General features: G+C 65.3%; 25 protein-coding genes and 1 pseudogene. 9 read left to right on the forward strand and 17 right to left on the reverse strand.

The window, feature by feature from the left end:
• The first annotated feature begins 59 nt into the window (after nucleotides 1–59).
• Complete coding sequence (locus ACVIHF_RS05345; RefSeq protein ID WP_375166975.1) at nucleotides 60–1,238, forward strand: extensin family protein; 1,179 nt, start codon at nucleotides 60–62, stop codon at nucleotides 1,236–1,238.
• Between the two features lie 17 nt (nucleotides 1,239–1,255).
• Here the strand turns inward: ACVIHF_RS05345 and ACVIHF_RS05350 are convergent, their stop codons facing one another.
• Nucleotides 1,256–1,933: a L,D-transpeptidase gene (locus ACVIHF_RS05350; protein WP_057015206.1), complete on the reverse strand. Its 678-nt coding sequence runs from the start codon at nucleotides 1,931–1,933 to the stop codon at nucleotides 1,256–1,258.
• Nucleotides 1,934–2,271: 338 nt separating this feature from the next.
• Between ACVIHF_RS05350 and ACVIHF_RS05355 the strand changes: the two genes are divergently transcribed.
• Both ACVIHF_RS05355 and ACVIHF_RS05360 read left to right on the forward strand, forming a co-directional pair.
• Nucleotides 2,272–3,249, forward strand: a complete 978-nt coding sequence (locus tag ACVIHF_RS05355) for a magnesium transporter CorA family protein (protein ID WP_092083830.1) — start codon at nucleotides 2,272–2,274, stop codon at nucleotides 3,247–3,249.
• A gap of 130 nt (nucleotides 3,250–3,379) precedes the next feature.
• On the forward strand, nucleotides 3,380–3,604 hold the full coding sequence (locus ACVIHF_RS05360) for a hypothetical protein (RefSeq protein WP_028334509.1): 225 nt from the start codon (nucleotides 3,380–3,382) through the stop codon (nucleotides 3,602–3,604).
• Nucleotides 3,605–3,737: 133 nt separating this feature from the next.
• Here ACVIHF_RS05360 and ACVIHF_RS05365 read toward each other — a convergent pair whose 3' ends face one another.
• Both ACVIHF_RS05365 and pdxH read right to left on the reverse strand, forming a co-directional pair.
• A complete protein-coding gene (locus tag ACVIHF_RS05365) occupies nucleotides 3,738–4,490 on the reverse strand; it encodes an SDR family NAD(P)-dependent oxidoreductase (protein ID WP_018270354.1) in 753 nt (250 codons plus the stop codon).
• A 155-nt stretch (nucleotides 4,491–4,645) separates the two neighbouring features.
• Complete coding sequence (gene pdxH / locus ACVIHF_RS05370; protein ID WP_253603135.1) at nucleotides 4,646–5,287, reverse strand: pyridoxamine 5'-phosphate oxidase; 642 nt, start codon at nucleotides 5,285–5,287, stop codon at nucleotides 4,646–4,648.
• Nucleotides 5,288–5,392: 105 nt separating this feature from the next.
• On the opposite strand from pdxH, the gene ACVIHF_RS05375 reads away from it, so the two are divergent.
• Both ACVIHF_RS05375 and ACVIHF_RS05380 read left to right on the forward strand, forming a co-directional pair.
• Entirely contained in the window at nucleotides 5,393–5,803 is a 411-nt protein-coding gene (locus tag ACVIHF_RS05375) for an RT0821/Lpp0805 family surface protein (protein ID WP_018270356.1), read from the forward strand.
• A 119-nt stretch (nucleotides 5,804–5,922) separates the two neighbouring features.
• Nucleotides 5,923–6,882, forward strand: a complete 960-nt coding sequence (locus tag ACVIHF_RS05380) for a DnaJ C-terminal domain-containing protein (RefSeq protein WP_253603133.1) — start codon at nucleotides 5,923–5,925, stop codon at nucleotides 6,880–6,882.
• Between the two features lie 387 nt (nucleotides 6,883–7,269).
• On the opposite strand, the gene ACVIHF_RS05385 is transcribed toward ACVIHF_RS05380, so the two are convergent.
• Both ACVIHF_RS05385 and ACVIHF_RS05390 read right to left on the reverse strand, forming a co-directional pair.
• Nucleotides 7,270–8,034, reverse strand: a complete 765-nt coding sequence (locus tag ACVIHF_RS05385; RefSeq protein ID WP_253603131.1) for an anti-sigma factor family protein — start codon at nucleotides 8,032–8,034, stop codon at nucleotides 7,270–7,272.
• A 67-nt stretch (nucleotides 8,035–8,101) separates the two neighbouring features.
• Nucleotides 8,102–8,590 (reverse strand): sigma-70 family RNA polymerase sigma factor, encoded by a 489-nt coding sequence (locus ACVIHF_RS05390; RefSeq protein WP_016844579.1) that lies wholly within the window; start codon nucleotides 8,588–8,590, stop codon nucleotides 8,102–8,104.
• 227 nt (nucleotides 8,591–8,817) lie between these two features.
• Here ACVIHF_RS05390 and ACVIHF_RS05395 point away from each other — a divergent pair, with 227 nt between their 5' ends.
• The 3 genes and pseudogenes from ACVIHF_RS05395 (at nucleotide 8,818) to ACVIHF_RS05405 (ending at nucleotide 11,895) form a co-directional block, all read left to right on the forward strand.
• Nucleotides 8,818–9,417, forward strand: coding sequence for a histidine phosphatase family protein (locus ACVIHF_RS05395; protein WP_253603129.1), 600 nt, complete (start codon nucleotides 8,818–8,820; stop codon nucleotides 9,415–9,417).
• A 150-nt stretch (nucleotides 9,418–9,567) separates the two neighbouring features.
• Nucleotides 9,568–10,657, forward strand: a pseudogene (aroC, locus tag ACVIHF_RS05400) (chorismate synthase).
• 44 nt (nucleotides 10,658–10,701) lie between these two features.
• Nucleotides 10,702–11,895 carry an adenylate/guanylate cyclase domain-containing protein gene (locus ACVIHF_RS05405; protein WP_253603125.1) on the forward strand — a complete coding sequence of 398 codons (1,194 nt, stop codon included), beginning with the start codon at nucleotides 10,702–10,704 and terminating at the stop codon, nucleotides 11,893–11,895.
• A 97-nt stretch (nucleotides 11,896–11,992) separates the two neighbouring features.
• Here ACVIHF_RS05405 and ACVIHF_RS05410 read toward each other — a convergent pair whose 3' ends face one another.
• The gene (locus ACVIHF_RS05410; RefSeq protein ID WP_253603123.1) at nucleotides 11,993–12,757 is read right to left on the reverse strand and encodes a hypothetical protein; all 765 of its coding nucleotides are present in this window, start codon (nucleotides 12,755–12,757) and stop codon (nucleotides 11,993–11,995) included.
• A 90-nt stretch (nucleotides 12,758–12,847) separates the two neighbouring features.
• Nucleotides 12,848–13,153 (reverse strand): ATP-dependent Clp protease adapter ClpS, encoded by a 306-nt coding sequence (gene clpS / locus ACVIHF_RS05415; RefSeq protein WP_021076758.1) that lies wholly within the window; start codon nucleotides 13,151–13,153, stop codon nucleotides 12,848–12,850.
• 232 nt (nucleotides 13,154–13,385) lie between these two features.
• Here clpS and ACVIHF_RS05420 point away from each other — a divergent pair, with 232 nt between their 5' ends.
• On the forward strand, nucleotides 13,386–14,237 hold the full coding sequence (locus tag ACVIHF_RS05420; protein WP_028339506.1) for a DUF1194 domain-containing protein: 852 nt from the start codon (nucleotides 13,386–13,388) through the stop codon (nucleotides 14,235–14,237).
• Nucleotides 14,238–14,243: 6 nt separating this feature from the next.
• On the opposite strand, the gene ACVIHF_RS05425 is transcribed toward ACVIHF_RS05420, so the two are convergent.
• The 10 genes from ACVIHF_RS05425 to ACVIHF_RS05470 form a co-directional block, all read right to left on the reverse strand.
• Nucleotides 14,244–14,738 (reverse strand): GNAT family N-acetyltransferase, encoded by a 495-nt coding sequence (locus ACVIHF_RS05425; protein ID WP_225645581.1) that lies wholly within the window; start codon nucleotides 14,736–14,738, stop codon nucleotides 14,244–14,246.
• 3 nt (nucleotides 14,739–14,741) lie between these two features.
• The gene (locus tag ACVIHF_RS05430; RefSeq protein WP_253603121.1) at nucleotides 14,742–15,005 is read right to left on the reverse strand and encodes a type II toxin -antitoxin system TacA 1-like antitoxin; all 264 of its coding nucleotides are present in this window, start codon (nucleotides 15,003–15,005) and stop codon (nucleotides 14,742–14,744) included.
• 95 nt (nucleotides 15,006–15,100) lie between these two features.
• Nucleotides 15,101–15,934: a nucleotidyltransferase domain-containing protein gene (locus tag ACVIHF_RS05435; protein WP_456791849.1), complete on the reverse strand. Its 834-nt coding sequence runs from the start codon at nucleotides 15,932–15,934 to the stop codon at nucleotides 15,101–15,103.
• 54 nt (nucleotides 15,935–15,988) lie between these two features.
• Nucleotides 15,989–17,230 (reverse strand): class I SAM-dependent RNA methyltransferase, encoded by a 1,242-nt coding sequence (locus tag ACVIHF_RS05440; RefSeq protein WP_253603117.1) that lies wholly within the window; start codon nucleotides 17,228–17,230, stop codon nucleotides 15,989–15,991.
• A complete protein-coding gene (locus ACVIHF_RS05445; RefSeq protein WP_253603115.1) occupies nucleotides 17,223–17,978 on the reverse strand; it encodes a TlyA family RNA methyltransferase in 756 nt (251 codons plus the stop codon). Before ACVIHF_RS05445 ends, ACVIHF_RS05440 begins: the two co-directional genes overlap by 8 nt.
• Nucleotides 17,975–18,538: a nucleoside 2-deoxyribosyltransferase gene (locus ACVIHF_RS05450; RefSeq protein WP_456791850.1), complete on the reverse strand. Its 564-nt coding sequence runs from the start codon at nucleotides 18,536–18,538 to the stop codon at nucleotides 17,975–17,977. The genes ACVIHF_RS05445 and ACVIHF_RS05450 overlap by 4 nt, the downstream gene beginning before the upstream one ends.
• A gap of 99 nt (nucleotides 18,539–18,637) precedes the next feature.
• The gene (gene dxs / locus ACVIHF_RS05455; protein WP_050387827.1) at nucleotides 18,638–20,566 is read right to left on the reverse strand and encodes a 1-deoxy-D-xylulose-5-phosphate synthase; all 1,929 of its coding nucleotides are present in this window, start codon (nucleotides 20,564–20,566) and stop codon (nucleotides 18,638–18,640) included.
• 548 nt (nucleotides 20,567–21,114) lie between these two features.
• The gene (locus ACVIHF_RS05460) at nucleotides 21,115–21,366 is read right to left on the reverse strand and encodes an exodeoxyribonuclease VII small subunit (RefSeq protein WP_028334494.1); all 252 of its coding nucleotides are present in this window, start codon (nucleotides 21,364–21,366) and stop codon (nucleotides 21,115–21,117) included.
• A gap of 127 nt (nucleotides 21,367–21,493) precedes the next feature.
• Complete coding sequence (locus ACVIHF_RS05465) at nucleotides 21,494–22,420, reverse strand: histone deacetylase family protein (protein ID WP_253603113.1); 927 nt, start codon at nucleotides 22,418–22,420, stop codon at nucleotides 21,494–21,496.
• A gap of 330 nt (nucleotides 22,421–22,750) precedes the next feature.
• A complete protein-coding gene (locus ACVIHF_RS05470; protein WP_253603111.1) occupies nucleotides 22,751–24,421 on the reverse strand; it encodes a bifunctional metallophosphatase/5'-nucleotidase in 1,671 nt (556 codons plus the stop codon).
• Between the last annotated feature and the right edge of the window lie 61 nt (nucleotides 24,422–24,482).

The raw sequence follows: 24,482 nt of genomic DNA on the forward strand, positions 1-24,482 counted from the left end.
ATCCTCACACATGATCCGCCGGCATCTTGGACGGCCGGCAGTAAAATCATGGAACTGACATGAACTTTAGCGCGGAGAAAGCAAGCCGAAAATGGCCTGTTGGCGCGTTTCGTCGCGGGGGCGCGGCAATGGTTACCGCCGCCGTGCTGCTTTGCCTTGGCATGCAAGCAGGCCCCGCCGAGGCCGCCCGCCGCGTGCCCAGCTTTCCGTGGGACGATCTGTTCGGCACCCGGCCGCAAAGGCCGCACAAGGCAGCCCGCCGCGCAGCGGTGCCGCTGCCGAAGCCTCGCCCGGCTGAGGCGCCGGCGGCAGCCCACGCGCCCGCGGCAACCGAGCCCGAGCCGCCCGCGGCCGGGACGCAGTCTCCGGCCGCACCTGCTGAGGCGGCCAGGCCCAGCGAGACGGCCAAGCCCGCTGATGTCGCCAAGCCGGCCGAGCCCGCCGCGCCGCAGCTCTCGGCCTGCCGACAGGCGCTGACCGAGGAGATCGCGATCGCCCCGAGCATTCCGGATATCCACGGCGCCGGGGGCTGCGGCGGCGAGGATCTGGTGCGGCTCGAGGCGATCGTGCTGGCGGACAAGCGCAAGGTCGCGGTCAAGCCCGCCGCGATCCTCCGCTGCAAGATGGCTGCTGCGGTCGCCGACTGGGTCCGCACCGATATCGCGCCGCTCGCGCAGAACCTCGGGGGCGGGATCAGCAATCTCGACAATTTCGACTCGTTCGAGTGCCGCGGCCGCAATCGGGTCGCCGGAGCGCAGCTCTCCGAGCACGGCCGCGCCAATGCGCTCGACGTCCGCGCGCTCGGTCTTGCCAACGGCAAGTCGATCTCGCTGACCGACCGCAGCGTGCCGCGGACCTTGCGCGAGACCGTGCTGCATTCGGTCTGTGCCCGCTTCTCCACGGTGCTCGGTCCGGGCTCGGACTGGTACCACGAGGACCACATCCATCTCGACCTGATCGAGCGTCGCAACAATTACCGGATCTGCCAGTGGAACGTGGACGACCCGCTGCCGCAGGTCGCGCCGCTGTTGCCGGCCGAGCGCCCCGAAGAGGCGCCGCCGCGCGAGGTCGCCGCCAAATCCGACGCGCCGAAAGCGGACACATCCAAAGCTGACCACGGCAAGTCTGGCACCGGCAAGCCGGACGCCACAAAATCAGATGATGCGACCGCCCCCGACCGCAGCGCCGAGACCAAACCGCAGCCAACAAAAAAGCGCCGGCAAAGCCGGCGCTTTTGATCGCGATTGCGATTGGATCAGTAGGTCGTGCCGCCGCCGCCCTGCAGCGCCATCTGCGGCTTGTAGGGCGAGTCGCCGTGCTTCGGCTCCAGCACCACGACGATGGTGCCGAGCTTGACGCGGTTGTAGAGGTCGATGACGTCCTCGTTGGTCATGCGGATGCAGCCCGAGGAGATCGACGCGCCGATATATTCCGGCTGGTTAGTGCCGTGGATGCGGAACAGCGTGTCCTTGCCGCCCGAATAGAGATACATCGCGCGCGAGCCCATCGGATTGTCCGGGCCCGGGGCCACGAAGGTCGGGACGCCAAGGCGCGAGATTTCGCCGGGGGTCGGGTGCCAAGCCGGCCATTCGGTCATGCTGCCGACCTTGGCGATGCCGGACCAGGCCATGGCTTCCTCGCCGACGGTGATGCCGTAGCGGATCGCCTTGCCGTCATTCAGCACGTAATAGAGGTAATGGTTGTCGGAATCGACCACGATCGAGCCGGGGGCTTCCTTGCGGTGATACTCGACGATGGCGCGGCGGAACGGTTCAGCGACCGGCGTCTTGACGTAGGTGGTCTTGGCCAGGAGTTCCTTGTCACGCGGCTTGAAGTTCGCGGTGTTGGTTGCCTCATAGGTTGTGGCCTGCATGCAGCCCGACAACATCAGGCCCGCGGCCAGGATCCCGAGGGTAACTTTGAGCGACGACATGATTACATTCCAATCGAAAATCCGCGCTCGAAAGCGCCACTATTACGCCCCAAACGCCACGATTCCATTAGCGGCATTATTGCCGAAACGTGCCATTATTCCCAGAGTCTAGATGCCTTTCCCGCATCGCGGGACGCTGTCTGTGGCTATTTTGCCGCAACTGTTCTGGTGCCGGGTTGGTTTTTGTGCAAACAGGCAACGGTCGACGAGTCGGCGTCACGTCGCTGCCGCCTGGCCGCCACAAGTATGGATGCCCGGTTAATACCCCGGTCATGAAGCGCCCCCCAGAATCGCGCTAAGTCGGCGGGTCCTGCCAGCCCTGTTTCGTGGAGTTCGTGATGCTGTCGGTGTTCGTTCCGTCCGAGTTTTCGCTCAAGAAGGCCACCGCGACGGACCTCGGCGCGCTGCCCGAGGGAGCGGTCTGGGTCGATCTGGTGAATCCGACCGTGGAGGAGGACCGGGCGGTCGAGAAGCTCGCGGGGATCGCGGTGCCGACCCGGGAAGACATGCAGGAGATCGAGATCTCCAGCCGGCTCTATATCGAGAACAGCGCGCGCTACATGACCGCGACGCTGATGTGCCAGTCCGACACCGACATGCCGCGCACCACGGCGGTGACCTTCATCCTCACCGGTCATCGGCTGGTGACGGTGCGCTACGACCTGCCGAAGCCGTTCGCGCTGGTCGAGAACAAGCTGGCGCGCGCCTGTTCCCCCAGCATCACCGGCGAGCAGGTGCTGATGGAACTGCTGGACGCGGTGATCGACCGTTGCGCCGACATTCTGGAGCGCTGCGGGGCCGATATCGACCAGGTGTCCCACGACATCTTCGAGCCGGAGAGCGAGCGCCACGGCCACGCCAAGCAATATTCGCAGATTCTGATCGCGATCGGCCGTAAGGGCGACCTGACCTCGAAGGTTCGCGAAAGCCTGGTCTCGATCGGCCGCCTCGTCACCTTCCTCTCCGCGGTGGTCGAGGGCGTGAAATGGTCCAAGGACATGCGCGAGCAGCTCAAGACCATGCAGCGTGACGTGGCCTCACTGACCGACCACGCCTCCTATCTCTCCAACAAGATCACCTTCGTGCTCGACGCCATGCTCGGCGTGGTCAATCTGGAACAGAACAACATCATCAAACTGTTCTCGGTGATGGCGGTAGTGCTGATGCCGCCGACGCTGATTGCCTCGATCTACGGCATGAATTTCAAGATCATGCCGGAACTCGAGTGGGCGCACGGCTATCCGTATGCACTGGTGCTGATGCTGATCGCGGCTGTCGTGCCGTACTGGATCTTCAAGTGGAAGAAGTGGCTGTAAACCGGTTCCACGCGTCGCGTTTTGGGACGCGCTTCCTGCCTTATTTCCTCTGCTAAAATTTGAGCGTTGCGCTGAACGTTTGGGCGAAACTTGTCTGCGATAACGCCCGCCTCGAAGCCGGAGGACAGCAATGGTTGAGAAGATCATAACGCCACGGCGTAACGTCATCGACTTTGCGCGCTATCAACAGGACCGCGCAGCAGGCAAGGTGCAGGCGATCTCGCCGAGACTTTGCCGTTACTGTGGCGCTGCGTTGCTGGATGGCGAGGACGAAGACGAATGCTCCAGCGCGCTGAACGACGTCGCGCTGCGGCAGCCCGAGAAGAAGAAGTCGCGTCGGTTTTACGCAGACTAGAGGCCGAAGCCTCGGAGGCAGAAGCCTCGTTTGTGTTTGTTACGCCTGCAAGTGAAGCAATCCCAATGACGGCCGCGGCGGCGGCCGGGATCGCCTCAAAACTTCCTTCCCCGAAATACGGCTCTTCCCAAGCTCAGACGTGCTGACCACCGTTGATGTGGATCTCCGCACCGTTCACGTAAGAGCTGGTCTCCGTACAGAGAACGTAGATGATCTTGGCGACCTCGTCCGGCGTGCCGAGGCGGTGCATCGGGATCTGCTGGTCGACGATCTTCTCGGTGCCCGGCGACAGGATCGAGGTATCGATCTCGCCCGGCGCGATCGCGTTGACGCGGACGCCGACGCGGCCGAAGTCCGATGCCATCTCGCGCGTCAGCGCCGCGAGCGCGGCCTTCGACGTCGCATAGGCCGCGCCGGCAAACGGATGCACGCGCGAGCCGGCGATCGAGGTGACGTTCACCACCGCGCCCTTGGCGTGTTTCAACTCCTCGATCAGCCCGCGCGCGATCATGATCGGTGCGAAGAAGTTGACGTGGAAAACGTGGGTCCAGGTCTCGATGTCGGTGTCCATGGTGCCGAGCCGGCCGCCGCCCGCAGCCTTCGGCGAGATCGCGGCGTTGTTGACCAGCGCGTGCAGTTCATCGTTCTCGAGCCGCCTGCGGATCTCGGAGATCGCGCGCACGGTGTCGTCATGGCTGCCGAGGTCGACCTCGATGTGGTCTTCCGGCCCGGCACCCCACGGGCAGACCTCGGGAAACGCGTGCCGCGACAGGGTGATGACGCGCCAGCCGGCGGACGAGAACCGGATCGCGGTGGCATGGCCGATGCCGCGGCTTGCGCCGGTCAGGAGCAGCGTGCGCCGCGGTGCATTGGATGGATGGGGCATCGACGGTTTCTTTCGTTTTCGTCATGCGCGGCGGCGTGCCGGGCATCCACGCCTTCGAACGACTTGGGATGACTTGGGATCAAGACGTCGATGGCCGGGTCATCTTACACGAAGATGCGCTTCGCGCTTTCGCCCGGCCATGACGGTCGCAGCTTTCAGGGATAGAGCCGCACCTTCGACCAGGCGCTGCCGGCGCCGTCGCGGCGGAATTCGATGCGGTCGTGCAGGCGGTACGGGCGGTCGTGCCAGAACTCGAAGCGCTGCGGCGTGATCCGCCAGCCGCTCCAGCCCGGCGGCCGCGGCACCTCGCCGAGGACGTATTTCGCACCGGTCTTGGCGATTGCCTGCTCGAAGGCGAAGCGGCTCTCCAGCGGCTGCGACTGCTTGCTGGCCCAGGCGCCGATCTGCGCCTGCTTCGGCCTTGTGGCGAAATAGGCGTCGGCCTCGGCATCGGTCACCGGCGTGACCGGCCCTCGGATGCGCACCTGGCGGCGCAGCGATTTCCAATGGAAGAGTAAAGCGGCCTTAGGATTTGCGGCCAATTCGCGGCCCTTGGCGCTCGCAATGTGGCTGTAGAACACGAAGCCGTCGGCATCGAAGCCCTTCATCAACACCATCCGCACGTCGGGCAGGCCGTCGGGATCGACGGTCGCAAGCGCCATCGCGTTCGGATCGTTCGGCTCGGACTTGACCGCCTCCGCAAACCATTCGGCGAACAGGGCGAACGGCTCCTCCGCCGCGGTGAAATCACCCGATGTTAACGGTGTCGGGTGTTTGATGGAGGTCGTGTCGGTCATGTCAGGAGTCCCGATTTGCATCCGCCCGCGTCTGAAAGCGCGTTACTAGCCCTATATAGGGCATGGGGGCGCGTTGGCCTATCGGCGATCCACCCCGCAGGCGCGGTGGTGACATTGATCCTGATCGGCGTCGGCGCAAGCGGCTGCAGCCTGTCGCGCAGCGACGCCTTCGCCAAGCTGGACGACAAGGATGTGACGGGCTCGATCAGCCCGACCCAGGTCAATGCGGTGATGCCGACCGACAGCGACCTCGCCTTCGCCCGCAATGCCGCCTCCGACGTGCTGACCAAGGGCGACAAGGATTCCAGCCAGCCCTGGGAAAATCCTGAAACCGGCGCGCGCGGCTCGGTGACGCCGCTGGCCCAGGCCTATTCGGGCGAGGACGGCAAGACGTGCCGGGATTTCCTTGCCAGCTACGTCAATGGAGCCACCGAGAGCTGGCTGCAGGGGGCCGCATGCAAGGCTGGACAAGGGCGGTGGGAAATCCATAGCCTGAAGCCCTGGAGAAAATCCTGAGAATTCCGGCGAAGCCGGGCTAAGTTGCAAAAATGCCACTGAGCCCCCACATGAAGGCAAAGTGGGCCCGGACGGGTTCCCGGCCAGGACTGATTTTTCCCGTGAAGGAGACGTGACGGATGCGCGACCCCTATGAGGTCTTGGGGGTGCAGCGGAGCGCCAGCGCTGCGACGATCAAGAGCGCCTATCGCAAGCTCGCCAAGAAGCATCACCCTGATAACAACAAGAACGACCCGAAGGCGGCGGCCCGCTTTGCGGAGATCAACACGGCCAACGAGATCGTCGGCGACGAGGACAAGCGCAAGCAGTTCGACCGCGGCGAGATCGATGCCGAAGGCAAGCCGCGCTTCCAGGGCTTCCCTGGCGGCGGCGGTGCCGGCGGCCGTGCCGGTTCGGGTGGCTTTGAGTACAGTTTCCGCTCCGGGCCCGGCGGCGGCATGGGCGGCGGCAGCTTCGAGGACATCCTCAACAGCATGTTCGGCAATGCCGCTCGCGGCGGTGGCGGCCGCGCGGGCCGGGCCAGTCCGTTCGAGTTTGACGGCGGCGGGGTCGGCGTCGACCTTGATCTGTCGGTCGCCATGACGGTGTCGCTGGAGGAATCGGTCAGGGGCGGCGACAAGCGCGTGCGCCTGCCGACCGGCCGCGAGCTCAACGTCAAGATTCCGCCCGGGGTCGCTGCGGGTCAGCAGATCCGGCTGAAGGGGCAGGGCGAGACCGCGCAAGGCCATCCGCCCGGCGATCTCCTGATCACGGTCTCGATCGCACCGCACCCGTTCTTCAAGGTCGACGGCAACGATCTCCGGATCGACCTGCCCATCACCCTCTACGAGGCGGTGCTGGGCGGCAAGGTCCGCGTGCCGACGCTTGGCAGCGCGGTCGAACTGTCGATCCCCAAAAACACCTCGAGCGGCCGTACTTTCCGCCTCAAGGGCAAGGGGCTGTCGAAGGCCGGCGCGACCGGCGACCTCTATGTCACAACCCGCATCATCCTTCCCGACGGGAACGATGCCGAGCTTGAGGCATTGATGCAGACGTGGCGGGATCGTAACCCCTATAATCCGCGCAGCGATCTCGGCTGACCGCCGAGAGCGCGCCCCAAAGACGCGAAGACGCGAAACTGCAACTACCCCGGAGTCTATCGGGGTAGACGCGGGTGTCGTGAGCGCGTCAAAAGATGATCGGCCGCCGGAAGTCCCATCTGCGGCGTGCAGATTGGACGGCGGAAAGGAGTGCGGCCTCGAGAGGGGGACCAGCGCGGTACACAAAACCCCAATCGAGGCCGCGTGCGCCGATCGGCGGATCGGGCGCGGATCATCTTCGCGTGAGCATCCGGTGCGATAATGAGACGCGTCGATGACGCGAATCGAAGTTTTCGATGTCGGAATTGGGACGCTGAGTGAGGCTGGATTCACTTACTCGAAATGACGCAATTTTGACGACCTGATCTTCCGTAAAATTACGGAAGATCACCCGCCGCTCTTCTCCATCTGATCGTAGACGGCCTGCGCGACCTCGGTCAGGCGCGTGCGATCGGTGCCGCCGCTGACGACATAGGCGACGCCTCGATCGGCCCAGAACAGTGCGCCGTCGCTGCCCTGCACGGCATAGCGCATCTGGGTCGCCTCGGTCTTCACCTTGGCGGTGTAGACCGTGAAGCGCTCACCTGACGTGCTCTCATACATCAGGAACGACGCCGGGCCGCTCGGTCCGGGCAGCAGGCGGCCGCCGACCAGCTTCAGCCCGGTCAGCTCCGGCGCGCGGACGTCCCAGCCGCAGCGCTTGGTCAGCCATTGCTGCAGGTGGTCGCGCTCGCTGCCGGGCACCTCGACGGGATGCCGGACCTCGACCACGTAGAGCCGATGCGCATCGAGTGCATCGACCGTGAAGCTCTGGAAGGCCGACGGCGTCGCCGCCGCTCCGCGCGCGATCCAGCCGGCGCCGCCGCCGGCGACGAAGGCCATGACCGTCGCCGCCACCGCGCCATAGACCCAGCGGCGCGGCTGGCGCACCAGCCGCTCGAGCTCGAGCCGTTTCGGCACCGCCTCGTCCAGCACGGTGTCGTAGCGTGAATGCAGAGTCTCGGCCATCGCACGCCATGACTGCACCCGCGCCGCGTCGTCGGGATGCGTGTCAAGCCACACCTCGACATCGCCGCGGCGTTCGGCCGGCAGCTCATTGTCGACGTAAGCGTGCAGCTCGTCTTCGGTGACGGGAATGTTCGGGTCGGTCATATCAGTGGTCTCTGCCAAATCTTGTTCGAAAATCGTTCATGCATAACGCCGGCCATGGCGCACATTATCATTTCACCCGCCGGAGCGCCGGGCGCTGGCCCTCGATCGAGGCCCGGACATGGGCGCGGGCGCGGGCGAGGCGGGACATCACCGTGCCGATCGGCACGCCCTGGATATCGGCGACCTCGCGGTAGCTCATGCCCTCCAGCATGACGAGCAGCAGCACCGAGCGTTGTTCCTCGACCAGCGTCGACAGTGCGCGCTCGATGTCGCGTCCCTCGGCCTCGGTGCCGCTGGCGTCGGCGTTGTTGTCGAGCAGCGGCACGAAGGCCGGCCGCCGCGCCAGCGAACGCCGGCGGTTCTTGTTCAGATTGGTCAGGATCGTGTAGAGCCAGCTCCTGACGTCGCCGCCGAGAAACAGCCGCTCCGAGCGCAGCGCCCGCACCAGCGTGTCCTGCACCAGATCGTCGGCGATATCCGTGTCACGCGCCAGCGCGCGCGCATAGCGACGCAGCGCCGGTATCATGGCTTCGACACTTTGACGAAACGCGGTCATGCATCCCAGTCTTCGATGGTCTCGGCGATAGTCGCCTTGTTCAACATAACACCCTGGCGGCGTGGCTATTCCGTCTGCGCCGATCTGCGCGCATACCGCCCAAGCTGCGGCCGATTTGGGCTTGTCGCCGGCCGAAGTGCTGGTGTACCTCCGAGCCGAAAAAATTCGAAGCGTGGAAGCCTTGAGGCGGCCGACCTCTCGCGCAGCAGGGACCAGCCGTTACGGGAATGCCGGTACCGACGATCTATTACATCCGCCACGGCGAGACCGCGTGGAACGCCGAAGGCCGGCTCCAGGGCGTGCAGGACATCGCCCTCAACGAGCGCGGCCGCGCCCAGGCGGCGCATGCCGGGCGCATCCTCGGCGATCTCCTCGCGCGCGACGGCCGTGACAAGACGACGCTGCCGTTCGTCGCAAGCCCGCTGATCCGGGCGCGGGCGACCATGGAGCTGGTGCGTGCCGAGCTTGGCCTGCCGCCGGGCGACTACGCCCTCGACGCGCGGTTGCGCGAGATCGGCTACGGGACGTGGGAAGGCTCGACGCTGGCGCAGGCGCAGGCTGCGGACCCCGTGCTGTATGCCCGCCGCCTGGCCGAGAAGTGGACGGTGTCGCCGGAGGGCGGCGAGAGCTATGTCGACGTCCAGGTGCGGATGACCGACTGGTATCGCTCGGTGACGGCAGACACAGTCGCGGTTGCCCATGGCGGTACGGCGCGGGCGCTGATGGTGGCGCTCGGCTTCGAGACGCCGGCCTCGGCCGCCGAGCTCTATATCGAGCAGGGGGCGGTTTATGTGTTCGGCGCGGCGGGCCTGCGGAAGCATAGTTAACTCGCACTGTCATTCCGGGGGCGCGAAGCGAACCTCAGGGGCGCAATTGAGCCCCGGGGAATCTCGAGATTCCGGGTTCGATGCTCCGCATCGCCCCGGAATGACAGCCTGGCTGTTTGACCCCGCTGCCTCTGCGCGTTACGACACGCCATGTCCTTCAATACTTTCGGCCATATGTTCCGCGTCACGACCTTCGGCGAGAGCCATGGGGTCGCGATCGGCTGCGTCGTCGACGGCTGCCCGCCGCTGATCCCCCTGACCGTGGAGGAGATCCAGCACGACCTCGACCGCCGCCGCCCGGGCCAGTCGCGCTTCACCACCCAGCGCCAGGAGCCGGATGCGGTCAAGATCCTGTCCGGCGTGATGGCGCATCCGGAAACCGGCGCGCAGGTGACGACCGGCACGCCGATCGCGCTGCTGATCGAGAACACCGACCAGCGCTCGAAGGATTATTCCGAGATCAAGGACAAGTTCCGCCCCGGCCACGCCGACTTCACCTATGAAGCGAAATACGGCCTGCGCGACTATCGCGGCGGCGGACGCTCCTCCGCGCGCGAGACCGCGACCCGCGTCGCTGCCGGTGCGATCGCGCGCAAGGTGCTGCCCGAGGTGAAGGTGCGCGGCGCGCTGGTGCAGATGGGGCCGCACAAGATCGACCGCGAGAAGTGGGACTGGGACGAGATCGCGAACAATCCGTTCTTCTGTCCCGACAAGGACAAGGCGGCGTTCTTCGAAAGCTATCTCGACGGCATCAGGAAGAGCGGCTCCTCGATCGGCGCCGTCATCGAGGTCGTCGCCGAGGGCGTGCCGGCCGGGCTCGGCGCGCCGATCTACGCCAAGCTCGACAGCGACCTGGCGGCGGCGATGATGAGCATCAACGCGGTCAAGGGCGTCGAGATCGGCGCCGGCTTCGGCGCCGCCGAATTGTCGGGCGAGGAGAACGCCGACGAGATGCGGACCGGCAACAACGGAACGCGTTTCCTGTCCAACCATGCCGGCGGCGTCCTCGGCGGCATCTCGACCGGGCAGCCGGTGGTGGTGCGCTTTGCGGTCAAGCCGACCTCCTCGATCCTGACCCACGCGCCGGACCGTGGACCGCAAGGGCGCGGATACCGACATCCTGACCAAGGGCCGCCACGACCCCTGCGTCGGCATCCGGGCGGTGCCGGTCGGCGAGGCCATGATGGCCTGCGTGCTGGCCGATCATTTTCTGCGCGACCGCGGGCAGACCGGGCGCTGATCCCTTATATAGTGGCGGTCACCAGACCGCCCTGGGGGAATGCCATGAACGCGTCGGAGCTTCGGGACATCATCGAATGGATGATCGGCGGCGCGCGGTCGGCGCCGACCCCGCCGCAGATGATGGCGGAATGCTGCGAGCGCCTGGTGCGGGCCGGCCTGCCGCTGTGGCGCATCGGCGTCTTCGTGCGCACGCTGCATCCGGAGATCTATGGCCGCCATTTCTTCTGGAAGCCCGGCGCCGAGGTCGAAACCGGCACCGTCGATCACAACATCCTGGACTCCCCGGAATTTGCCGTCAGCCCACTGTCGACCGTGTTCAGGCAGGGTGTTGAAGTACGCGCGCGGCTCGACGATCCCGCAAGCGCCCGGTTTCCGATCGTCGTGGACCTGCAGGCCGAAGGCGTCACCGACTACATCGCCGTGCCGCTGGTCTATACCGACGGCTTCGTCAATGCCTCGAGCTGGACCACCAGGCAGCCGGGTGGCTTCACCGAGGAGCAGCTCGATGCGATCCGGTCGATCACCGTGCCATTGGCGCGCTATATCGAGATCATCACCCTGCGCCGCACCGCCTCGCTCTTGCTCGACACCTATGTCGGCAACCGTGCCGGCGAGCGCATCATGGGCGGCCAGATCCGGCGCGGCCATGCCGATACAATGGATGCCGCGATCTGGCTGTCGGACTTGCGCGGCTTCACCGCGCTTTCGGACCGCTTGCCGGCCCAGACTGTGGTGGAGATCCTCAACCTCTACTTCGATTGTCAGGTCACCGCGATCCGCGACCATGGCGGCGAAGTGCTCAAATTCATGGGCGACGGCCTGCTCGCGGTGTTCCCGGTCGACGAATATCTCGGCGACGAGGTGCAGGTCTGCTCACGGGTGCTGGAAGCTGCGCGCGCGTCCCGCGCCGGCGTCGAGGCGCTGCAATTCGCCAATGGCGATGCCGTCGAACGCTTCCGCTTCGGCCTCGCGCTGCATCTCGGGCGCGTGCTCTACGGCAATATCGGCGGCGGCAACCGGCTCGACTTCACCTGCATCGGTCCGGCGGTCAATCTCGCCGCGCGGCTGGAGAAGATCGCCGGCCGTCTCGGCCGCACCGTGGTGGCCTCCGAGCGCTTCGCCGGCATCAGCGACGGCGGCTGGAGCGATCTCGGCGAGTTTCCGATCGCGGGATTTGCCAAGGCCGAACGGGTCTATGGCTTATTCGATGAGGCGCCGGTCGCTGCTGCGAGCTAAAGCATGATCCGGAAAAGTGCGAAGCGGTTTTCCGAAAAGATCATGCTCAAACAAAGAGCTAAGGCGCGATGACGATTCAACCTAATCTCATCGCGCCTTAGCCGCCGCGGGCGTAAGACTGCTTCAGGCCGAAGGTCAGGATCGACAGCGTGATCCACAGCCGCAGCATCGCGAAGCCGAAGATGAAGACGACGTAGATCAGGTTCTTGAGCGGCTGGCCCACCATCGAGATGTGCCAGAAGTGCCAGATCGCGGTGCGCACAAGCGCCTGCCCGTAGCCCAGCGCAACGTTGATCGCGCCCAGCACGAGCACCGCCGCGCCAAGCCAGAGCGCGTGCCGGCCAAGGTCCTTGACGGCGGCAAACAGTGCGACGCGACCGCCATTGCCTTCCGCATTGACGATGATCAGCAGCACCAGCGCCGCGATCGCCGCACTCCAGAACCGGCCGAGAAGGGTGACCTGATCGAAGGCCATGCCGTCGAGGCCCGACAACAGATACGGTGCAAACGACGAGAAGCCGATCGCGGCGGTGCCGAGTGACGCCACGCTCATCACGAGCACGATCCGCCACAGGATCGACAGCGACAGTCTGATCTGCTCGGCCAGCGTCAATTCGCCGAGCGATGATCGGCCTCCGGAAGCCTGGATCGAGTCCCGTGCCGTCGCGAAGAAGGCGAGCAGCACGCAAGCGTTGGCCAGCGCCAGCGCGGGCACGATCAGGCCGAGATTGCCGTAGCCGACGATCCGCAGCGCCGCCGCCATGATGAGCCAGGGCAGGGCGGGCAACGGACGAAATGGCCCGAACGAGGTCTCCGGGCGGGTCGTCCGCAAGGACAGTTGTTGGCGCAGCGCCACGGACATGCCGCGTTCATGCCATGCGATCCCTAAAGCACCGGTCGCCGCGATCGCTAAAATTGGCGGCAAGGCCTGTGGCAATCTGGCGCTGGCGCGCTATTCCTCGGGCTCGGTGGTGAACAGCAGCGGATAGCCCTTGGCGCGGCCGGCGTCAGTGGCCCGCGTCGCCTTGGTCTCGGCGACGTCTCTGGTGAAGACAGCGACGACGCAGACGCCGCGCTGGTGCGCAGTCAGCATCACCTTGTAGGCTTGGTCGTCGGTCATGCGGAATTCACCCTTCAGCACGGTGACGACGAATTCGCGCGGCGTGTAGTCGTCGTTGACCAGGATCACCTTGTGCAGGCGTGGCCGCTCGACCTTGGTCTTCGTCCTGGTTTTCGGCTTGACGACGGTATCCGGCATCGCACTCCCTCGCGATTGTCCGTAAGAATACCGTCTTCAGGCGCGCCTTGGAACCGTTCGATTTGCACGGCGTCATTGCGGCAACGGCACGGCGCGCGTTGCCGCATTCGAGGCAAGCCAAGTCTGACTTGAACGTGGACGTCTAACCTGAATGTGAAGGACAGCTGATATCTGCGCTTTTCGCCGCCTGAATTGCGTGTCACGATGACACTCATACGACGGGAGGGCCGCAATGCGCTGGTATGTCTCGATCGGAGCGGTGCTTGTCGCGGGCATGTTGGCCAGCGGCGATGTGGCCGGTGTTGCCGCGCCCGGCCCGGGAACCCAGCCCGGCCATCGCCTGGCTGAAAAGGAATCCACACCGAGCGTCGACATCGAGTTGATCATCGCTGTCGACGTTTCCTATTCGATGGACATGGACGAGCTCGCGATCCAGCGCGAGGGCTATGCGCAGGCGATCGTCTCCAAGGATTTCCTGCAGGCGCTGAAGGCCGGTCCGAACGGCAAGATCTCGATCACCTATTTCGAATGGGCCGCCTCCAACGATCAGAAGATCATCATCCCCTGGCGGGTGATCGACGGCCCTGAATCCGCCGATGCGGTCGCCGCCGAGATCATGAAGACACCGGTGCGCCGCGCCTCGCGGACCTCGATCTCCGGCGCGATCTATTTCGCGATCCCGATGTTCGACGAGAATCCGCATCGCGGCCTGCGCCGCGTGATCGATATTTCCGGCGACGGGCCCAACAACAACGGCACGCCGATCACGCCCGCGCGCGACGCGGCGCTCGACAAGGGCATCGTCATCAACGGTCTGCCGATCATGGTGAAGGAACCGTCCTACTCGACGATGGATATCGAGAATCTCGACTATTACTACGAGGACTGCGTGATCGGCGGACCGGGCTCCTTCGTGGTGACGATCAAGGATCGTGAGAAGTTCAAGGAGGCGATCCGCACCAAGCTGCTGCTCGAAGTCGCCGGCCGCACCCCCGAGCGCCCGATCATGCGGACCGCCGAGAAGGAGCCGCGGGTCAATTGCCTGATCGGCGAGAAAATCTGGCAGGACCGCTGGGGGCGGTAGCGGCGGTTACAACGAGGCCGCGATATCTGCGATCGATCGGAACAGGATCAGCGGATCATCTTTGGACGGTATGAATCCACGTCGTTGCCAAAAAGTCGCCGCCTCAGCATCCACGGCATTCACGATCAATGCTCGGCCGCCAATCAATCCAGCGGCGGTAACGCAGCGTTGCAGCGCGTGTTTGAGCAGGCCGGTGCCGACTCCCCTGCCAATCCAGTTCAGGTCCGTCGCAAGTTGCCCCAACAGCAGGCAGGGTACGGGATCGGGCGGTTGACCGGTTCGGATCGAACGCGGCAGGCTCGTCGGTACAATCGCGGTCGGCGCGAGGCCGTAGTAGCCAACCACGCGATTGCCTTCGTGGACGACCAGAACCGCGGTGAAGCCTTTCTCCTGATTTGAGAGCGCCCGCGTCTTCAGCCAGCGGTCGAGCGACGACTTGCCACAAGAGAATGACGCTACATCGTGCGCCGACGTCAGTGGCTCGGGCCCCGAAATGGCCAAGCCTCAGCTCCTCTTCTTCGAACCGGACTTCTCCCACGGTGCGGCACGCCGAAGCAGCTCCTGCATCTCCGATACGGGTTTGGCAGGTCCGGCCATCGCCGTCATGAAGGCCTTGAAACCTGCGGAGCTCATGCGGATCGGGACCGTTTCCATCAAGACATCCTCGGCGGCGCGCACGGCCGCCTCGCGGACGAAATCCGTTCGCGAGCGGCCGCGCAGCGTTGCCGCCCTGTCGATGATGGCGATGTCGGCGTCGGGCAGCCGCATCGAAAGCGGGTGATCTTTGTGTCGGACGGTCCGGGGCATCGGAGACTACTCCATCGCGAATAATCTATAGTCGCGTAGCGCATTTTGCAATACGGCTAGGTATTGAGCAACAGCTTCTCAAGCTCGTTTTCCAGTAAACGCAACGTTTGCAACGCGGCGGCATGCTCGGTCGCGCCGATCTGCCGCCAGACCTCCGCGGCGCGGCCAGCGAGGCCGCGAACCGTCACCGGAAAATTCGCGGCCTGCGCCAGCGCGCCTTTTTCGTTGATCAGATATTGCCCGTGCAGCGCAAACAGCACCTGTGCGATGCAGGTTAGCGCGCGATAGGCGCAGCCCGCGATATGCGTGCTGTCGCCGCGCGGCAGAGCAAGCTCGGCATTCTCGATGCTGAACAGGATTTCCCATTGAAAGCGCCGGATCAGCGCATCGCGCAGGGCCGGCGGGTAGGGCGCGGTCCTTGCCTTCAGCGCCGCGACGAGGCCGTCGGGATCGTGCAGCGCACGGCACAGCGCGACCTCGCCCATCCAGATCGCCGAGCAGAAGCCGTGCGGATGGCCTGGCTGGTAGTGCATGCCGATCTCGCCGTTCCGGCAAGCATCGATGACAGCGGAGACCTGATCGATGCTGCGGTAGAGCAGGTCGACCTTGCGGCCGCCGATCGTGAGCCAGGCGCCGCCGACGATCCACGATCCCCATTCGCCGACCGGCGTGACATGCGCAGCAGCAGGATCGTCGACCAGACCCGTTACAGCTTCGCGCAGCCGATCGATATCCGGCGCGGCGCCATCCCGATAGTAGAGGCCGATATCGGTGTCGGAGGCTTCATGCGCCGTGCCGCGCGCCCGCGAGCCGCCGAGTACGATGGCGGCGACGCCCGATACGGCGGCGATAACGGGGATGATGCGTGCGAGCAGCGGATCGTCGGACATGGAGCGCAGACTATAGCGAGACTGCCCGCGCTCAGCGATAGCCGCTCCGTCCTGTCAGCGCGCGAACCGCGCCACCAGCTCGACATGCGCCGTGTGGCGGAACTGATCGACCGGTGTGACGGCTGCGATCTTGTAGCCGCCGTCGATCAGGATTTTCGCGTCGCGCGCAAACGTCGCGGCGTTGCAGGACACAGCGACGATCACCGGCACCTTGCTCGCCGCCAGCTGGGTGACCTGCGCCTGCGCGCCCTGCCGCGGCGGATCGAACACGACGGCGTCGTAGTCGCGCAACTCCTGCGGCATCAAGGGGCGGCGGAACAGGTCGCGCGCCTCGGCCTTGAGCGGCTTCAGCCCCGGCGTCGATTGCGCGGCCTTCTGCAGCGCGGTGATCGCACCCGTGTCGCTGTCGAATGCCGCGATCCGCGCCTTCTCCGCGAGGCGCAGCGCGAACGGACCGACGCCGCAAAACAGGTCGGCGATATGCTTGGCGCGTCCGCAATGCTCGCGAACCAGCGCGGCCAGCATCTCCTCGCCCTTGACGGTCGCCTGCAGGAATGAGCCGGGCGGCAGCACGACCTTCGCCTTTCCGATCGCGATCTCGGGGGAGCCGCGCTGCAGCACCAGCTCGCCGTGGCGTGTTAGCCGCGCCAGCCGGTGCTTCTGCGCGACGCGCGACAGAGTGGTGATCAGGCTGGTCGGCAGCGCGCCGGAGCCGCGCACGTCGATGTCGAGGCCGTTGACGGTTGCGGTGACCTGGATGTCGAGCGGCTTGCCGATCGCGGTCAGCGGCTCGGCGGTGGCCCAGGCCGCCTCAAGCGCACCGTCGAGCGCAGGATCGAGGATCGGGCAGCGATCGACCGGGATGATGTCGTGTGAACCTGCCGCGGCGTAGCCGACCTTGAGGACCTCATGGGGGCCCATGCGCCCGTGCAGCGTGATGCGGCGACGGCCCGCGCCATGGGCATCGATCAGGGCTGTGACGTCCGCCGCAATCTTCGCCTGCGCCAGCGTCTCGACCACGATGTTGCGCTTCCAGGCATGGTAGGGCGCATCGTTCCAGTGCTGGATCGCGCAGCCGCCGCACACGCCGAAATGCGGACAGAACGGCGCGATGCGCTCGGGGCTTTCCTGCGCGACCCGCAGCAGCCGCCGCCGATCGGGATGGTTGCCCGGGACGTCGTCGACCTCGACCGTTTCGCCGGCCAGCGCATAGGGCACAAAGATCGATTGCGATCCCTCGATCGCGACGCCGTCGCCGCGGTGGCCGACATGGTCGATGGTGAGAAGCTCAGCCACGGCGCGCGCCGAGGAAGAATTCGATATTGCCGTCGCCGCCCGGGATCGAGGACGGGAACACCTGGATGTCGGTGCAGCCCTGCGAGGCGGCAAAGGCGGCGATGTCGTCGCAGATCTCCTGGTGCACCATCGCGTTGCGGATGATGCCGCGCTTGGAGTGTTTGCGCGCCGCCTCGAACTGCGGCTTGATCAGTGCCAAAAGATGCATCGGGGCGGCCGCCAGCGACAGCGCCACCGGCAGCACCAGCTTCAGCGAAATGAAGCTGACGTCGATCACCACGATGTCGGGCCGCGCCGGCAGGCGCTTGCCCTCGAAACTCCTGATGTCGGTCGCCTCCATGGAGACGATCTTCGGATGCCCCTGCAGCGAGGGATGCAGCTGGCCGTGGCCGACATCGATGGCGAACACGAGGCTTGCGCCGTTGGCAAGCAGCACTTCGGTGAAGCCGCCGGTCGAGGCGCCGACATCGAGGCAGACATGGCCCTCGACGTCGATCGGATAGTGCTCGAGCGCGCCGGCGAGCTTGACGCCGCCGCGCGAGACATAGGGATGCGCCGGCTCGGCCGAGAGTGCCGCGCCCGGTGCGACGATCTCGGACGCCTTCGCGATCTGCTTACCGTCGGCGGTGACGCGGCCGGCGTCGATGGCGGCGCGCGCCCGGGCCCGGCTTTCGAACAGGCCGCGTTCCACCAGCAGCACGTCGATGCGCTTGCCGGAAGATGCGTCGTTGTCGCCCGCTCTGGTCACTTCGCCGCCTGCCGGCGCTGCGCGGCAGCGAGCCGCACGCAGGCCTCGAAGGAGGTGAGGTCGTGCCATAGGTCGGCCGACGGCTCGCGCGGGGTCACCAGCGGGCTGCCGTGCAGGTCGAGCGCGTGCATCATCATCAGATTGTCCGGCAATCCAAACTCTTCCACCGTCAGCCCCTCCGCGTCGATCAGGCGTCCGTCGGATGCCGGCACGACCTGGCTGAGCCGCGCCACGCGATTGGCGTAGGACGTGGGATCGTTGGAATAGGCGAGGCACAGTTTGCCGCGTCCCGCCATGTAGGCGAGTTCGTAAACCGTGCCTGCGTCGGCACTGGGGCCGCGAAACGGCGTCAAGTTGGCGATGATGGCGTCGGCAGACTCCATCATCGCCTCGTTGCTCTTGAAGATGGTGAGCGAGACGCCGGCGGCGGTGGGATCGATGCTGTTGTCGAGCGGATACAGCCCGGTCAGCCCGTGATAGGCGCAAACCTCCGCCTTGCGGCGGCCGATCTCCACGGCATCCGGCAGGAACACGTCAGGACCTGCCAGATAGATCTTCATGGACTTGCCGGGGCTGGTGCGTTTTCGAGCGAGAACCTGGAGCTTCGGTTCTGATTCAATCAGAACCGAAAATGCTCCAGTGAGCGCCGCCCGTCACGATCAGGCGAGCTTGACGGTCTCGGCCTTGTAGTCCTTGCCGAGGGTTTCGAACACCTTGGCAACGATGCTCTTGGCGTCGAGACCGGCGCGAGCATACATCGCCGCCGGCGTGTCGTGGTCGAGGAACACGTCGGGCAGGATCATCGAGCGGAACTTGAGCATGCCGCTGTCGAGCATGGCGTTGTCCGACAGGAACTGCATGACATGCGAGCCGAAGCCGCCGATCGAGCCTTCCTCGATCGTGATCAGGATCTCATGGTCGCGGGCGAGCTTCATGATCATCTCTTCGTCGAGCGGCTTCATGAAGCGCGCGTCGGCGATCGTGGCGGAAAGGCCGTGCGCGGCGAGCTCGTCGGCCGCCTTCTCGCACTCGGCGAGACGGGTGCCGAACGACAGCAGCGCGACCTTCTTGCCCTCACGGATGATGCGGCCCTTGCCGACCTCGAGGGCAACGCCGACTTCCGGCATCTCGATGCCGCGGCCTTCGCCGCGCGGATAGCGCAGCGCGCTCGGACGATCGTTGATCGCAACCTGCGTCGCCACCATGTGGACAAGTTCCGCCTCGTCCGCGGCGGCCATGATCACCATGTTCGGCAGACAGCCGAGATACGCATTGTCGAACGAACCCGCGTGCGTCGCGCCGTCGGCGCCGACCAGGCCGGCGCGGTCGATCGCGAAGCGAACCGGAAGGCTCTGGATCGCGACGTCATGGACCACCTGGTCATAGCCGCGCTGCAGGAAGGTCGAGTAGATCGCGCAGAACGGCTTGTAGCCTTCGGTGGCGAGGCCGGCAGCGAAGGTCACCGCGTGCTGTTCGGCAATGCCGACGTCGAAGGTGCGGTCCGGGAACGCCTTGTTGAAAATATCGACGCCGGTGCCTGACGGCATCGCCGCGGTGATGGCGACGATCTTGTCGTCCTTCTCGGCTTCCTTGACGAGGCTCTGGCCGAACACGTTCTGGTAGGCCGGCGCATTCGGCTTGGCCTTGGCCTGGGTGCCGGTCGCGACGTCGAACTTGACCACGGCGTGGTACTTGTCGGCGGAGGCTTCGGCCGGGCCGTAGCCCTTGCCCTTCTGGGTCACGACGTGAACCAGGATCGGGCCGGTCTCCATGTCGCGGACGTTCTTCAGCACCGGCAGCAGATGGTCGAGATTGTGACCGTCGATCGGGCCGACATAGTAGAAGCCGAGTTCCTCGAACAGCGTGCCGCCGTCCATCATGAAGCCGCGGGAATATTCCTCGACGCGGTTGGCGCGGTTGGCGAGGATCTTCGGCAGGCGCTTGTTGATCTGCTTGGCGGCCTCGCGCAGCGAGCGGTAGGTCTTGCCGGAGTAGAGGCGCGACAGATAGGCGCTCATCGCGCCGACGGGCGGCGCGATCGACATGTCGTTGTCGTTGAGGATCACGATCAGGCGCGAGTTCATCGCGCCGGCGTTGTTCATCGCCTCATAGGCCATGCCCGCCGACATCGCGCCGTCACCGATCACGGCGATAACGTTGTTCTTGCCGCCGGAGAGATCGCGCGCCACGGCCATGCCGAGGCCGGCCGAGATCGAGGTCGAGGAGTGCGCGGCGCCGAACGGATCGTAGTCGCTTTCGGTGCGCTTGGTGAAGCCGGAGAGGCCGCCGCCGGTGCGCAGCGTGCGGATGCGGTCGCGGCGTCCGGTCAGGATCTTGTGCGGGTAGGCCTGGTGGCCGACGTCCCAGATCAGGCGGTCGCGTGGGGTGTCGAAGATGTAGTGGATGGCGGTGGTCAGTTCGACCACGCCGAGGCCGGCGCCGAAATGGCCGCCGGTCACCGACACCGCGTCGATGGTTTCCTGGCGCAGCTCGTCGGCAACCTGCTGCACCTGCTCGACCTTCAGCTTGCGCAGGTCATCCGGCGTGTGAATAGTGTCAAGAAGCGGCGTCTTACTAAATGTGGTCACAGCGAATTTCCAATTTTTGCCTGTCGGAACGAACCGCCCGACGCGAGATGGGATGGCGCGCACACCGCGCAGCGAATGCCAGACACTGGGTGCCGCCCCGGCAGGCCGGTGCCTGGTTGTAAGCCTAGATTCACTCCGGATTGGACCACGTGATATGCATCACCTTGGTCGCTCTTCACCCGTCCCGGTTCAGTTTTGTCGAACCATTTGAGATGCATGCCGCCCGAAAAGTCGGGCTGCCCGCCACTCTCAAATGCCCATAGAACTGGAAGCATTACACCAAAGCCGCAGCCAAAGCCAACCCGATAGGGGGCGCAGGGTTCCTATGCGGTGCGCTGAAAACCCTAGTCTTTTCAATAGCCGGGCGGGAGCCGGGTTCCAATTCGCCTAATTTGGCGGCAGCCGGCCGGGGCGGCTCGGCCTGATTCGCAGCCGTACCCGACCCCCGCGGGTAGCCCCGGGGGTTTACGGGTGGCTGGAAATGCACAGCAACAATTGCCCGCCGTGGCGGACATCGCGCCGCACGATCGAGGTAGGCGGCGGCGCCGCTACTGCACGTCGAGCGGCTCGGTGCCGGTCGGCTGGCCCGAGGCGTCGGTGGTGATCTTGTCGACGCGGGCTTCGGCCTGGCGCAGCAATTCCTCGCAGCGCCGCTTCAGTGCCTCGCCGCGCTCATAGATCGCGACCGATTCCTCAAGCGGGACCTTGCCGTCCTCGAGCCGCTTGACGATCGATTCGAGTTCCTCGATCGCGCGTTCAAAGGAGAGCTTCTTCACGTCGGCTTGGGTGTTCTCGGCCATTCTTGCGTTCCCGATTGCGTGGATCAGATCGCAACCTGATCTTGTCGTCCAAACATGACCTGTCGCAGGCCATGCTCGCCCCGGCGCAGAATCAATCGAATTTTTGCGGGCGTATTGTGGCGGGGATTTACCCGTCCATCAATGCGGTGACGTGAGATGCCACCGACTCTTTCAGGCCCTGCAGGTCGTAGCCGCCTTCCAGAACGGAGACGACGCGGCCGCCGGCGCTCTTGTCGGCGAGATCCATCAGCTTGCGCGTGACCCAGCCGAAATCCTCGCCCGTCAGGTTGATCGAGGCCAAGGGATCGCGGTGATGCGCGTCGAAGCCCGCCGAAATGACGATAAGTTCGGGGGAGAACTTCTCCAGCTGCGGCAGGATCAGGTTCTCGAAAGCGGAGCGGAACTTGGCGCCGCCGTCGCCGGGCGCCAGCGGCGCGTTGACGACAGTGTCGTGCTCGCCACGCTCGCCGGTGGCCCCAGTGCCTGGGAACAGCGGCATCTGGTGCGTCGAGCAATACATCACGGTCGGGTCGGCCCAGAAGATATCCTGCGTGCCGTTGCCGTGATGGACGTCGAAATCGATGATTGCGGCGCGCTTGATGCCGTATTTGCGCTGCGCGTGGCGGGCGGCGATCGCGGCATTGTCGAAGAAGCAGAAGCCCATCGGCGTCGATTTCTCGGCGTGGTGCCCGGGCGGGCGCACCGCGACGAACGCGTTTTGATGCTTGCCCTCCATCACCGCATCGGCGGCGGCCACCGCGCCGCCGACGCCGCGCATCACCGCTTCCCAGGTGCCCGGCGACATCGAGGTGTCGCCGTCGATATAGATCATGCCGGAGGTCGGCGCGATGTGGCGGAGTTCGCCGACATAGTGCTCGCCGTGACAGAGCAGCACGGTGTCGAGGTCGCCTTCCGGCGCGGAATCGCGCACCAGCGCCTTGAAGCGATCCTCGCCGAGCACCTCGGCGACCGCCCGCAGCCGGTCGGGGCGTTCGGGATGTCCGGGAGGGGTCAGGTGGTCGAGACAGGCGGAATGCGTCAGAAGCAGTGTCATGCAGATTCCCGGCGCAATCGATGCGCGTGCGAGGACGCATGATCCGGAAAAGTGCGCAGCGGTTTTCCGACCAAGATCATGCAAGAGCAGGCCCTAATCTAGGCCGTTAGCGGCGTTCCGGAAAGGGCCGCGTTTGATCTCGCAGTTCCGGTGCTCGTTCTTCGACATCTTGCCAAGGTCTCTGAGAGTCCGCCGGCCTGATCCCCAAACTCGTCATGCCCGGCCTTGTGCCGGGCATCCACGTCTTTGGTCCGAAGGCGCTAACGCTAAAGAGACGTGGATGGCCGGGACAAGTGTTTAGCCCGGCCATGACGAAGACGAGTTTGCGGCTCAATTGATCCGCTCGATCCGCTTGTCTGCCGTCGGGCCCACCGGGCTGTTGGCCTTGAAGTAGGCATAGAGCGCATCGACGTCGTAGATGCCGAACTGCTGCGCGGTTCCTTGCTTGAACACCGTGAAGCCGTCGCCGCCCTCGGCGAGATAATTGTTCACTGTGATGCGGTAGCTCGCGGCCGGGTCGATCGGCTTGCCGTCCAGCGACATCCGTGCGGCGATGATGCGCGCGCCATCGGGCTTGCTCGCATCCCACGCATAGGAGAACCCCTTCGAGACCTGGAGGGCGCGCGGCCGCTTCGGATCGGCCCATTGCTGCTCCAGTGCGTCCTTGAGCTGCTTGCCGGTCAGCGTCATCGTCACGAGCTGGTTGCGGAACGGCTGGCTTGCGAAGATATCGGCATAGGTCACCGCGCCGTCCTCGCGCTTGACGATGTCGGTGCGCACGCCGCCGGGATTGGTGAAGGCGATCAGCGCGCCGCCATTCGGCTCGGCGCTGGTTGCAAGCAGCTGTGCATCGGCGACGATGTCGCCGAGCGGGCTCTCGCCAGTTTCGGCAGGTGTACGCGACAGCGTTTCGGTGACCGAGCCTGCCGCGCGGCTCGCGATCGGCGCGGCCAGCCGGTCGTAGGATTCCAGCAGCGCGCTCTGCTCGGGATCCTTGGCGGTGCCGGCGATCCGCACGATGGTGTTGGCGGCCCTGGCGCTGATCACGTCATGACTGTTCGGATCGAGCTGAAGATCGATCGCGGTGACCAGGGTGCCGTATTTGTCGCCGGAGGTGACGAGCCGTCCGTCGATCTCGCAGACATAGGCCTGGTGGGTGTGGCCGGAGACCACGACGTCGACCGCGCGATCGAACTTCTTGACGATGTCGACGATCGGCCCGGAGATCCCTGGACATTCATTATAGTCGCCGGTCGGAAAGCCGCCTTCGTGGATCAGCACCACGATCGCCTCGACGCCCTTCGCCTTCAGCTCGGGGATCAGCGCATTGACGGTCTCGGCCTCGTCGCGAAAGTCGAGGCTCGCGACGCCGGCCGGCGACACCAGGTTCGGGGTGTTCTTCAGCGTCAGCCCGATGAAGGCCACTGCAATGCCGTCGAATTGCTTGATCTCGTAGGGCGGAAACACCGGCTTGCCGGTCGCCTTCTCGATCGTGGAGGCGGCGAGATAGCGGAATTTGGCTCCCGTGAACGGGTGCTGCCCCTGGCATTTGTCGATCGGATGGCAGCCGCCATTCTGCATCCGCAGCAGCTCGTCCTTGCCCTCGTCGAATTCGTGATTGCCGACCGAGGAGATCGCAAGCCCCATCAGCGAGAGCGACTCGATGGTCGGCTCGTCGTGAAACATCGCCGACAGGAACGGGCTTGCGCCGATCAGGTCTCCGGCCGCAACGAAGATGTTGTTCTTGTGGCCCTCGCGCAGCTGCTTGACGACGGTGGCCATCCGCTCGGCGCCGCCGGCGGCCTCCATGATCTTCCTGGTCGCGTCAGCGGGGTCGGTGATGCGGATGCCGCCCGGCGGCGGCCGCAGATAGCCGTGGAAATCGTTGATCGCGAGAATGCGCAGGCTCACCGGCTCCGCGGCCTGCGCCGGGCAGGGGTTTGCTGCGGCCAGTCCGAACGCGCAGAGCGCGGCGAGAGGGGAAAGGCGGGGCTGTCTCATGACCTGTCCATGGAGCACGGGATCATGGCGCCGCGCCACTACAATATTGCGACGCTTCGTT

The organism is Bradyrhizobium sp. USDA 4506 (assembly GCF_054058795.1).

Excerpts from the sequence above, each read along its gene's own strand:
- ACVIHF_RS05345 (WP_375166975.1), top strand. The coding sequence starts at position 60 with ATGAACTTTAGCGCGGAGAAAGCAAGCCGAAAATGGCCTGTTGGCGCG.
- ACVIHF_RS05350 (WP_057015206.1), bottom strand. The coding sequence starts at position 1,933 with ATGTCGTCGCTCAAAGTTACCCTCGGGATCCTGGCCGCGGGCCTGATG.
- ACVIHF_RS05355 (WP_092083830.1), top strand. The coding sequence starts at position 2,272 with ATGCTGTCGGTGTTCGTTCCGTCCGAGTTTTCGCTCAAGAAGGCCACC.
- ACVIHF_RS05360 (WP_028334509.1), top strand. The coding sequence starts at position 3,380 with ATGGTTGAGAAGATCATAACGCCACGGCGTAACGTCATCGACTTTGCG.
- ACVIHF_RS05365 (WP_018270354.1), bottom strand. The coding sequence starts at position 4,490 with ATGCCCCATCCATCCAATGCACCGCGGCGCACGCTGCTCCTGACCGGC.
- pdxH (WP_253603135.1), bottom strand. The coding sequence starts at position 5,287 with ATGACCGACACGACCTCCATCAAACACCCGACACCGTTAACATCGGGT.
- ACVIHF_RS05380 (WP_253603133.1), top strand. The coding sequence starts at position 5,923 with ATGCGCGACCCCTATGAGGTCTTGGGGGTGCAGCGGAGCGCCAGCGCT.
- ACVIHF_RS05385 (WP_253603131.1), bottom strand. The coding sequence starts at position 8,034 with ATGACCGACCCGAACATTCCCGTCACCGAAGACGAGCTGCACGCTTAC.
- ACVIHF_RS05390 (WP_016844579.1), bottom strand. The coding sequence starts at position 8,590 with ATGACCGCGTTTCGTCAAAGTGTCGAAGCCATGATACCGGCGCTGCGT.
- ACVIHF_RS05395 (WP_253603129.1), top strand. The coding sequence starts at position 8,818 with ATGCCGGTACCGACGATCTATTACATCCGCCACGGCGAGACCGCGTGG.
- ACVIHF_RS05405 (WP_253603125.1), top strand. The coding sequence starts at position 10,702 with ATGAACGCGTCGGAGCTTCGGGACATCATCGAATGGATGATCGGCGGC.
- ACVIHF_RS05410 (WP_253603123.1), bottom strand. The coding sequence starts at position 12,757 with ATGTCCGTGGCGCTGCGCCAACAACTGTCCTTGCGGACGACCCGCCCG.
- clpS (WP_021076758.1), bottom strand. The coding sequence starts at position 13,153 with ATGCCGGATACCGTCGTCAAGCCGAAAACCAGGACGAAGACCAAGGTC.
- ACVIHF_RS05420 (WP_028339506.1), top strand. The coding sequence starts at position 13,386 with ATGCGCTGGTATGTCTCGATCGGAGCGGTGCTTGTCGCGGGCATGTTG.
- ACVIHF_RS05430 (WP_253603121.1), bottom strand. The coding sequence starts at position 15,005 with ATGCGGCTGCCCGACGCCGACATCGCCATCATCGACAGGGCGGCAACG.
- ACVIHF_RS05435 (WP_456791849.1), bottom strand. The coding sequence starts at position 15,934 with ATGTCCGACGATCCGCTGCTCGCACGCATCATCCCCGTTATCGCCGCC.
- ACVIHF_RS05450 (WP_456791850.1), bottom strand. The coding sequence starts at position 18,538 with ATGAAGATCTATCTGGCAGGTCCTGACGTGTTCCTGCCGGATGCCGTG.
- ACVIHF_RS05460 (WP_028334494.1), bottom strand. The coding sequence starts at position 21,366 with ATGGCCGAGAACACCCAAGCCGACGTGAAGAAGCTCTCCTTTGAACGC.
- ACVIHF_RS05465 (WP_253603113.1), bottom strand. The coding sequence starts at position 22,420 with ATGACACTGCTTCTGACGCATTCCGCCTGTCTCGACCACCTGACCCCT.
- ACVIHF_RS05470 (WP_253603111.1), bottom strand. The coding sequence starts at position 24,421 with ATGAGACAGCCCCGCCTTTCCCCTCTCGCCGCGCTCTGCGCGTTCGGA.